This is a genomic window from Bradyrhizobium sp. UFLA05-112 (assembly GCF_053572325.1).
In genome coordinates, this window is record NZ_JBANBK010000045.1 from 17,424 (window position 1) to 26,793 (window position 9,370).

Sequence of the window (9,370 nt, forward strand, 5' to 3'; positions counted from 1 at the left end):
TCGGAAAATCGCCCGGGCAAATATCTTGAAAGCCCGCTGTCGCGCGTACCCCGCCCCGCCTATGGCCGCCAAAGGACCCCAACGGCAAACATTTCTTGAGATGTTTCTCCGGGCAGGCTGCGCGCATCGCTTGCGAGATCAGGCTGTGCGCGGCGCCTACGTTACGCCTCTGTAGGTTCTAAAGGATGCCAGTTGCTCGGCCGCATCGGCGATCTCGTCCGGCGCGCTGATACCCAGCTTGGCGAGCAAGCGGACGCGCTGTTCTGCGACTTGCTTGGCGGTCCCGCCAAGCCGTTCGGCAATTTGAGCATCAGTCTTGCCAGCCGCCAAGCGCCTCAGGAACTGCTTCTCGCGCGGACTTAGCGGCAGTTTGCTCATGCCGCGCGCAGGGTGGCAAGCAAGGGCTTGCTCGGACGCCGCGCGGTCGTGCGAAGATAGCTGGCTAAGCAAAAACTCCGGGTCTTCGGTGGTCGAGACAACGAAGCCTAAAGCAGCCTCCCCGATGCCTAGCATCTGAATGGCCTGTTCTGCCGTTAGACCTTGCTTTTGCATAACCTCCCGAACACGGCGGCGACCTTCGGGCGAAAGCTGCCCGAGCAGAAACTCACGTTCGACCTGCGTTTCGAGGATCGGTCTGTTCATGGGCGCCCGGCCCGAATGCTCGGATGCGGGAGAGCCCTATCATAGTTTGCGCGCGAGGCAGTTGCGCTACGTCAAGTGCGCCCGGCCGCCCGCATCGAGAGGACGTCGCAGGATCGCGAAGCCGAGGGCTAGGGGCCTTCCGCCGCGCATGCTACGTGTCATCGACCTAACGATCCAGAAGTGAGATTGCGTTGCGACAGATCAGGTGCGAACGTCGAGACAGTCGCGGCGCGGGCATCGTTTCAGGGTCGCAAGGGACAGTCACAGGTGCGTCGAAGCGTGCGGGGCATAGTGCGCAAGAGCCACCCGACGACGCACTGGCGACGATCCCTCGCAATCGGAGGGCGAGGGAACCCTGCGCAAGGGACACTATATAGACACCATTTTTGTTTTCTCTCGCGTTATCAATAGGTTACATAGGGGCACGCATTCCCGCAAGGGGAGAGGGCAAGAGAGCTACGCCGCGGCCACCGTCAGGTTGGCGCCATCCACCTGCACCACCTTCACCCGCGTGCCGGCTGGTGTATCGGGGCCGGCGACGCGCCAGACGGTGTCGCCGATGCGCACGGTGCCGCTTCCATCGATGATCGGCTTCTCCAGCGTGAACTCGCGGCCCAGAAGCGCCTCGGTGCGCTTGTTCAGATGCGGGCTCGCGCTCGTGTCGATCCTGCCGCGCGCGAGGCGCCGCCATACCGGGACTGCGGCGGCGGCGAACAGCGCGAACATCACGAGCTGTGCCTGCCAGGCGGGATGAGCGACGAAGGACACCAATCCGACCAGCAGCGCGGCAAGCCCGAGCCAGAACAGGAACACGCCCGGCGCGAACACCTCCAGCGCCATCAGGATGAAGCCGAAGATCAGCCAGTTCCACGTGCCGAGGGTGACGAACATATCGGTCATGACACGACCTCTGGGTTACCTCATTGTTGCGGCGGCACGGCCGGCGGCGCGCTACCGGCCGGCGGCACCGAGCCGCGACGGGCGGCGGCGGTTGCGGAGGCCGCGCTTTCGCCGAACGTCGCCTTGGCAATTTCGCCGATGCCGGCGAGCGAACTGAGCAGGCTCACGGCTTCCATCGGCAGCATGATGATCTTCTGGTTTGGCGCCTCCGCAAACTGTCCGAACGCCTTGATATATTTGTCGGCGATGAAATAGTTCAACGAGGCGACGTCGCCCTTGGCAATTGCCTCAGACACCATCTGCGTTGCCTTGGCCTCGGCCTCCGCCAGACGCTCGCGTGCTTCGGCGTCGCGGAAGGCGGCTTCGCGGCGGCCTTCCGCCTGGAGGATCTGGCCCTGCTTGGCGCCCTCGGCGCGCAGGATTTCGGACTGCCGCTGGCCTTCGGCGGCCAGAATGTCGGCGCGCTTGACGCGCTCGGCCTTCATCTGCCGGCCCATGGCCTCGACGAGATCGGCCGGCGGCACGATGTCCTTGATCTCGATGCGGTTGACCTTGACGCCCCAGGGCGAAACCGCGGCATCGACGACGCGGAGCAGGCGCTCGTTGATCTCGTCGCGATGCGACAGCACCTGGTCTAGATCCATCGAGCCCATCACCGAGCGGATGTTGGTCATGGTCAGGACGGTGATTGCGTTGTTGAGGTTGGCGACCTCGTAGCTCGCCTTCGCAGCATCAAACACCTGGTAGAAGGCGACGCCGTCCACGCTCACCGTCGCGTTGTCCTTGGTGATCACCTCCTGCTCGGGAATGTCGATCACCTGCTCCATCATGTTCATCTTGCGCCCGACGCGATCGAAATAGGGCACGATCAGGTTGAGTCCCGGCGATAGCGTCTGGGTGTATTTGCCGAACCGCTCGATGGTCCAGTCATAACCCTGCGGCACCGTTTTCACGCCGGCAAGCAGCGTGACGATGACGAGAAACACCAGTGCAATTGCAAAAATATCGAAACCACTCATAGCTCCTCCAAGGCGGGAAAAGGCTTTTCCCGCGCCGTTCATTGGTCGGATTCGCGTCCCGACCGGTTCAGCGGCACACTTTACGTCGGCCTCTCGCGATCATTTCACAAGACGCACGAAGCCGGAACGACGGCCATTAAGTATTGGCGGGGAGGCTCTTGAAACGCGGCGGCGGCAACCTAGCGCGCCTCATTCGATGACCTCATCGGCCGTTGCGAGCAATGCCGGCGGGATCGCCACGCCGAGCACCCCGGCGGTGCGCAGGTTGACCGTAAGCTCGAACTTGGTGGGATTTTGCACGGGAAGATCGGCCGGCTTCTCGCCTTTCAGGATGCGGTCGATATAGGCAGCGGCGCGGCGGAGCTGCTCGGCGCTGTCAGTGCTGTAGGACATCAGGCCGCCCTCGTCGACGAAGGTGCGGCTCCAATAGACAGCGGGCAGACGGGCCTTGCTGATCGCGGCCTGGAGGCGCGCGCGGTTTGCCAGGGTGAAGAAATCCGGCAGCACCAGCAGGCCCTCGTCCTTGCGGGATGCAAGGGCTGCGATCGAGGCCTCGTCATGGACCGGCGCCGGCTCGACGACGACCCCGAGCGCGCGCGCGGAGTCCTCAATTGCGCGCAGCATCAGGCCGGCGAACGGCGCGGTGGCGGGATTGTAGATCACCGCCACGCGGCGCACCGGCGGCGCGATCTGCGTCAGCATGTGCAGCCATTTGCCGGCCATCGGCCCGTCATAATCGGTAAAGCCGGTGATGTTGCCGCCGGGATGGGCGAGCGCTTCCACAAATCCTTGACCGACGGGGTCGGTGACCACCGCGAATACGATCGGCATTGTCGAGGTACGCTTGCGCAATTCCTCGACGCAGGGCGTGCCGACCGCGAGCAGGATATCGGGATTGAGCGTAACCAGCTCGCCCGCCTGCCGGGCGATCAGCGCCCGGTCGCCGCCGCCACTACGCCAGTCGATCCGTAAATTGTCCTGTTCTTTCCAGCCAAGCGTCGCGAGCGCATCGACCAGGATCGTCGCGCGCATCTGCGCGATGGCGTCATCGGCTGCCGTCACCGTGAGCACGCCGAGCCGGCGCATCGCGACCGGCGCCGGCTGCGCTGCCGCCGGCAGCGGCAGCAGCGCGGCGCCGCCGAGAAGTGCCAGAACCTCGCGCCGCTTCATGAGGCGTCCCTCAGATCCAGGCACATTAGATCCAGCCTTGCAGCTCGCGCAGCACCAGGGTGCGGATCACGTCCATGCCGGGCTCGCTGTCGTTGAGGCAGGGGATCGCGGCAAACGCCTCGCCGCCATTGTGCCTGAATATCTCGGCATTCTCCTGTGCGATCTCCTCCAGCGTCTCCAGGCAGTCGGCAGCAAAGCCCGGCGTCACCACCGCGATGCGGCGCACGCCTTCCTGCGCCAGGCGCTTCATGGTCGCATCCGTATAGGGCTGGAGCCATTCCTCATTGCCGAACCGCGATTGGAAGGTGAGTAGCAGCTTTGACGCGTCGAGCTTCAGCCGGCGGCGCAGCGCCTCGGTGGTTGCCACGCAGTGGCCCTGATAGGGATCGCCCTTCTCGACATAGGATATCGGCATGCCGTGGAAGGAGGCGACGATCAGCTCCGGCTTGAACGGCAGGCTCGCCAGGCTCGCCTCGATCGAGGTCGCGAGCGCCTCGATATAGGATTCGTCCTCGTAGTAAGGCGGGCTCACCCGCAGCGTCGGTTGTGCGCGCAGGCGGGCGAGCACGCGAAACACCTCGTCGCAGACGGTCGCCGAGGTCGAAGCCGAATATTGCGGATAGAGCGGCACGGTGAGGATCCGGTCGCAACCCTGCGCGATCAGCGCGTCGATGCCGGACTTGATCGACGGGTTGCCGTAGCGCATCGCCCAGTCGACCACGACATGCGCGCGGTCGGCGAGTGCGGCCGCGAGCTTGTCGGCCTGCGAGCGCGTGATGGTCTTGAGCGGCGACTCGTTCTTCTCGGTGTTCCAGATCTTCTGATAGTCGATCGCCTTGGTGCGGGGGCGCTTGCGCAGGATGATGCCGTTCAGCACGAACTGCCAGACCAGGCCCTGGTCCTCGATGACGCGGGGATCGCTCAGGAATTCCTTGAGGTAGACGCGCACGCCCGGAGCATCCGCGGTGTCGGGGGTCCCGAGATTGACGAGCAGCACGCCGACACGCGAGGCGGCCGCAGCCGCGGTGGCCTTCGATGTGTCGATCGGGAGAACGCGCGTCATGGCCCAACGGGTTCGCGCGTTGGGCCGAACTTGTCAAGATTGGGCCGAGTTCGCTAGGGTTTCGACCCGAGCGCGGTGGGTTTCCATCGCGCTCGACCTTTTGGCGGAGCATGGTCTCCTCGGAAAACCGGTGCCCACTTTTCCGGACCATGCGCAGGGGGAAGGAACCATGACGCTCGCGGAATGGTGCGTGTTTGGGGCGTTGCTGCTCTATCTTGCGACGATCGCCTCGATCAAATGGATCAGGTTCGGTCGCTTCGACAATTCGAAGCCGCGCGACCCGGCCTTCTATGAGGATGCCATCTCCCAGCGCGCGCTGGGCGCGCACCAGAACGGCATCGAGACCTTCCCGTTCTTCGCGATTGCCGTGCTGCTCGCTGAATTCCGCGATTCGCCGCAGCGCCTGGTCGACGAGCTCGCCGCGCTCTTCCTGATCGTGCGGATCGCATACGTCTTCACCTATCTTGGCAACCGCCCGACGCTGCGCTCGATCCTCTGGAGCATCGGTTTTGCGATCAACGTCGCGATCTTCTTCATGCCCGCCTTGAAGCGATTTCTGCCGGTGTGAAGTTCTCTCTGACGTGTCCCGGACGCGGTGCAGCGCCTTGGCGCTGCACCGCAGAGCCGGGACCCAGAAAGCCACGCCCACTGCGCGGAGAGATGGGCCCTCTGCGGCGCATCGTCGAAGAGACGCTGAGCTGCGTCCGGGGCACGAGAATTCTCATCAAAAACACGTCGTTCGTTCGGCGGCGAGGTAGCCGAACAAGAGGCCAGTGCCGAACAGGAGCACGAGGCCGGCAGCCGCAAATTCGATGCCGCGCATAAAGAGTGCGCCGCCGCCGTCGCGGCCGGCGCTCAGGCGCCGGGCGATGTCCTTGGCGGAGACGGCGATGACCGCGATGGTAGCAACCGTGATGGCGGTGCCGAGCCCCATCAGGAAGGTCGCGGCGATGCCGGCCCAGAACAGGCCCTGGGCGAGTGCGAACACCAGGACCAGGATCGCGCCTGAGCAGGGGCGGATGCCGACGGTGAGGATTGCCGCGAGCCCGCGCCGCCAGCCACCGGGGCCGGCAAGCTCGCCTGGCGTCGGGCCGTGGGAATGGCCGCAATGCTCGTCATGGACATGGTCGTGGGCATGGGCGTGGGTGTGGGCTTGGCCATGGTGGTGATTACTGTGACCATGATCATGCGCGTCATGATGATGGTGATGGTGGCCGTGATCGTGATGATGCGGCACGCCGGCGATCGCAGGCACCGGCTGGGAGGCCTGGAGCGCGCGGATGAAGGCGCCGCCCTTGACCCAGACGAGGCGCAGCCCGAACGCTGCGATCAGAGCGTAGCTGGCGATCTCGATCACCTTCTCGGCGCTGCACATGGTCCTGGCCGTCGCATTCAGCGCCCAGGCCGCGACGCCGACGATGAGGACTGCGACCAGCGACTGCATCAGCGCCGAGGCAAAGGACAACACGATGCCACGCCGTGCCGTTTCCTGGTTGGCGACGAGGTAGGACGAGATCACAGCCTTGCCATGGCCGGGGCCGGCGGCATGGAAGATGCCGTAGGCAAACGAGATGGCGAGCAGCGTCCACACCGCCGAGCCGTCGGATTTCGCGGCGCGGATGGTCGCCGACATCTCGCGGTAAAATTCCGATTGCTTCGCCAGCAGCCAACCGATGATGCCGCCGGCCTCCGGCTCGGGCGCGGGGCGCGGGCCGCCGAAGGGGTTTTGCGCGAAGAGATCGTGAAGCGCCGCATCGACGGCCAAGACGGCGACAAGAACGGCCGCGCCGGTTGCAAGCGAATGGGCAAGCGGAGAGCGAAGGAGAGAAGTCACGGGCAATCCACGGTGATCTTGTTGGCGAACATCATGCCGAAGTTCGAGTTCTCGCCGTCCACAAAGGTCTGCTCGTTGAGCTTCTGGGCGCTCGCGGTGCCGTCATTCGGCCGCTCCAGCTTGATCTGGCAGCCGGCTGGTGCGCCGACCAGCTTGACCGGGTTGTCCTTGGCCATCTGGAAGTCGATGAAGAAGGAGCGGTCGAACACCTCAAGCACGAGTTGCTTCGGCTTCAGCGGCGTCTTCAGCGGCAGCGTGAAGTGCAGGGTCAGCACGGTGTCCTTGTAGTCGAGGAAATAGTCGACCGGCTCGTTGAAGCGCTCCCTCTTTCCGTCGGCCTTGGCGAAGGTGAAGTAGGCATATTCCTTCAGCGACTCGACATTGGTCTGGGCGAGCGGGGCCAGCTCCTCGCGCGTGTAGCTGCCCTTGGTCTTGCCCTCGAGCCCCTGGGTCGCATAGGCCGAGAACATGTCGTCGAAGGTCCAGGCGTGGCGGACGCCGGTGATCGAACCGTCGGGCGCGTAGATCAGCTCGCTGGTCGCGGTGATCCAGACATGCGGATGGGCCTGCGCCATCCCCGCCGCAAGCGACAGGCCGGCGGCGAGCAACCATCCGAACAGGCCGCGCATGCCCATCAGGCCGCCTTCGCTTCGTCGAGCAGGCCGCGGCGGCGCAAGAGCGCATCCGGCTCCGGCGGCCGGCCTCGGAAGGCCTCGTAGGCGGCTTCCGGATCGACCGATCCGCCGGTGGAGTAGATGTCATCGTGCAGGCGTTTGGCGACATCGGGATCGAAGATGTTGCCGGCTTCCTCGAAGGCGCCGAAGGCGTCGGCATCCATCACCTCCGACCACATATAGCTGTAATAGCCGGCAGCGTAGTGGTCGCCGGAGAAGATGTGGCCGAATTGCGTGGGCCGGTGCCGCATCGCGATCTCCTCGGGCATGCCAATCTTCTCGAGCTCCGCCTTCTCGAACGCGCGCACGTCCGTCGCGGTATCGGCCGGCTGGGTGTGGAATTCGAGATCGACCAGCGCCGAGGAGACGAACTCGACGGTGGCAAAGCCCTGGTTGAACTTGCGTGCCGCGAGGAAGCGCTGGAGCAGGTCGTCGGGCAGCGGCTCGCCGGTCTGATAGTGGCGGGCGAACTGCTGCAGCACCTCGGGCCGCTCCTGCCAGTGCTCATAGAGCTGGGAGGGCAGCTCGACGAAGTCGGTGAACACCGAGGTGCCCGATAGCGACGGATAGGTCACGTTGGAAAGCATGCCGTGCAGGCCGTGGCCGAACTCATGGAACAGCGTGCGGGCGTCGTCGGGCGACAGCAGCGAGGGCTCGCCGCCGGCGCCCTTGGCGAAGTTGCAGACATTGATGACGAGCGGCGCGGTCTCGCCGTCGAGCTTCTGCTGCTCGCGCAGCGAGGTCATCCAGGCACCCGAGCGCTTTGACGGCCGGGCATAGTAGTCGCCATAGAACAGCGCCTTGTGCTTGCCGTCCCGGTCCTTCACCTCCCAGACGCGGACATCCGCGTGCCAGGCCGGGACATCCTTGCGCTCCTCGAAGGTGATGCCGAACAGCCGCGTGGCGCAGTCGAAGGCCGCCGCGATCATGTGGTCGAGCGTCAGATACGGCTTGATCGCGGCATCGTCGAAATTGGCGCGCTGGAGGCGCAGCTTTTCGGCGTAGTAGCGCCAGTCCCAGGGCGCGAGCTGGAAATTGCCGCCTTCGGTCGTGATCAGCTCCTGCATTTCGTCGCGATCGGCGAGCGCGCGCGCCCGCGCAGGCTTCCAGACCCGCTCCAGGAGGCCCCGCACCGCATCCGGCGTCTTGGCCATCGAATCCTCGAGCCGGTAGGCGGCGAAGGTCGGATAGCCCAGGAGATTGGCGCTCTCCTCGCGCAGCTTCAGGATCTCGACGATGGTCTCGTTGTTGTCGTTGGCGTTGCCATTGTCGCCCCGCGCGGTGAAGGCCTTGTAGACCTTCTCGCGCAGGTCGCGCCGCGCCGAGCCCTTCAGGAACGGCTCGACCGAAGAGCGCGACAGCGTGATGATGGCCTTGCCGGCCAGCCCGCGATCTTCTGCCGCAGCCTTGGCGGCCGCGACGAAGCTCCCCGGCAGTCCCTCGAGGTCGTCCTCGCCGAGCTCCATGAACCACTCCTGCTCGTCACCGAGCAGATGATGGCTGAAGGTGGTGCCGAGCTGGGCGAGCTTCTCGTTGATCTCGGCCATCCGCGCCTTGGCCTCCTCGGTGAGCCCGGCGCCGGCGCGGTGGAAGCGGGTGTAGGTGCGCTCGAGCAGGCGGAGCTGCTCCGGATTGAGCTTCAGCGTGGCACGGATCTCGTGGAGCTGGGCGATGCGGCCAAACAGCACCGCGTTCATCATGATCGGATTCCAGTGCCGCGCCATCCGCAAAGAAACGTCCTTGTCGATCTCCAGGATCGCCGGATTGGAGTGCGCGGAGACGAGGTCGTAGAACACGGCCGAGACCTTGGTGAGCAGCTTGCCGGAGCGCTCCAGCGCCGTGATGGTGTTGGCGAAGTCCGGCGTCGCCGGATCATGGACGATCGCCGCAATCTCCGCGGAGTGGTCGGCGAAGGCCTGCTCGAAGGCGGGCAGGAAGTGCTCCGGGCTGATCTCGTCGAACGGCGGGGTTGCGAACGGCGTCACCCAGGCCTTCAGGAGCGGGTTCGTCTCGGCCGGCGCGTCGCCGGTATTTTCGCGGGGTTCTGACATGACCTGTCCCGTTTTTT

General features: G+C 65.0%; 9 protein-coding genes. 1 reads left to right on the forward strand and 8 read right to left on the reverse strand.

What is annotated here, in order from left to right; genetic code table 11:
• Nucleotides 1-156: 156 nt before the first annotated feature.
• The 5 genes from SO180_RS24490 to hemH form a co-directional block, all read right to left on the reverse strand.
• Nucleotides 157-642: a helix-turn-helix transcriptional regulator gene (locus SO180_RS24490; protein ID WP_449381402.1), complete on the reverse strand. Its 486-nt coding sequence runs from the start codon at nt 640-642 to the stop codon at nt 157-159.
• 456 nt (nt 643-1,098) lie between these two features.
• Nucleotides 1,099-1,542, reverse strand: coding sequence for an NfeD family protein (locus SO180_RS24495; protein ID WP_449381403.1), 444 nt, complete (start codon nt 1,540-1,542; stop codon nt 1,099-1,101).
• 20 nt (nt 1,543-1,562) lie between these two features.
• A complete protein-coding gene (locus tag SO180_RS24500) occupies nt 1,563-2,561 on the reverse strand; it encodes an SPFH domain-containing protein (protein ID WP_449381404.1) in 999 nt (332 codons plus the stop codon).
• A 189-nt stretch (nt 2,562-2,750) separates the two neighbouring features.
• Nucleotides 2,751-3,731 (reverse strand): ABC transporter substrate-binding protein, encoded by a 981-nt coding sequence (locus SO180_RS24505; protein WP_449381405.1) that lies wholly within the window; start codon nt 3,729-3,731, stop codon nt 2,751-2,753.
• 25 nt (nt 3,732-3,756) lie between these two features.
• Entirely contained in the window at nt 3,757-4,794 is a 1,038-nt protein-coding gene (gene hemH, locus SO180_RS24510; RefSeq protein WP_449381406.1) for a ferrochelatase, read from the reverse strand.
• 169 nt (nt 4,795-4,963) lie between these two features.
• Between hemH and SO180_RS24515 the strand changes: the two genes are divergently transcribed.
• Nucleotides 4,964-5,362 (forward strand): MAPEG family protein, encoded by a 399-nt coding sequence (locus SO180_RS24515; RefSeq protein WP_449381407.1) that lies wholly within the window; start codon nt 4,964-4,966, stop codon nt 5,360-5,362.
• Between the two features lie 156 nt (nt 5,363-5,518).
• Here SO180_RS24515 and SO180_RS24520 read toward each other — a convergent pair whose 3' ends face one another.
• The 3 genes from SO180_RS24520 to SO180_RS24530 are packed head-to-tail and all read right to left on the reverse strand — an operon-like array spanning nt 5,519 to nt 9,353.
• Nucleotides 5,519-6,634 (reverse strand): nickel/cobalt transporter, encoded by a 1,116-nt coding sequence (locus SO180_RS24520; RefSeq protein ID WP_449381408.1) that lies wholly within the window; start codon nt 6,632-6,634, stop codon nt 5,519-5,521.
• Complete coding sequence (locus SO180_RS24525; protein WP_449381409.1) at nt 6,625-7,263, reverse strand: DUF1007 family protein; 639 nt, start codon at nt 7,261-7,263, stop codon at nt 6,625-6,627. Before SO180_RS24525 ends, SO180_RS24520 begins: the two co-directional genes overlap by 10 nt.
• Nucleotides 7,263-9,353, reverse strand: coding sequence for a M3 family metallopeptidase (locus tag SO180_RS24530; RefSeq protein ID WP_449381410.1), 2,091 nt, complete (start codon nt 9,351-9,353; stop codon nt 7,263-7,265). Before SO180_RS24530 ends, SO180_RS24525 begins: the two co-directional genes overlap by 1 nt.
• Nucleotides 9,354-9,370 lie beyond the last annotated feature (17 nt).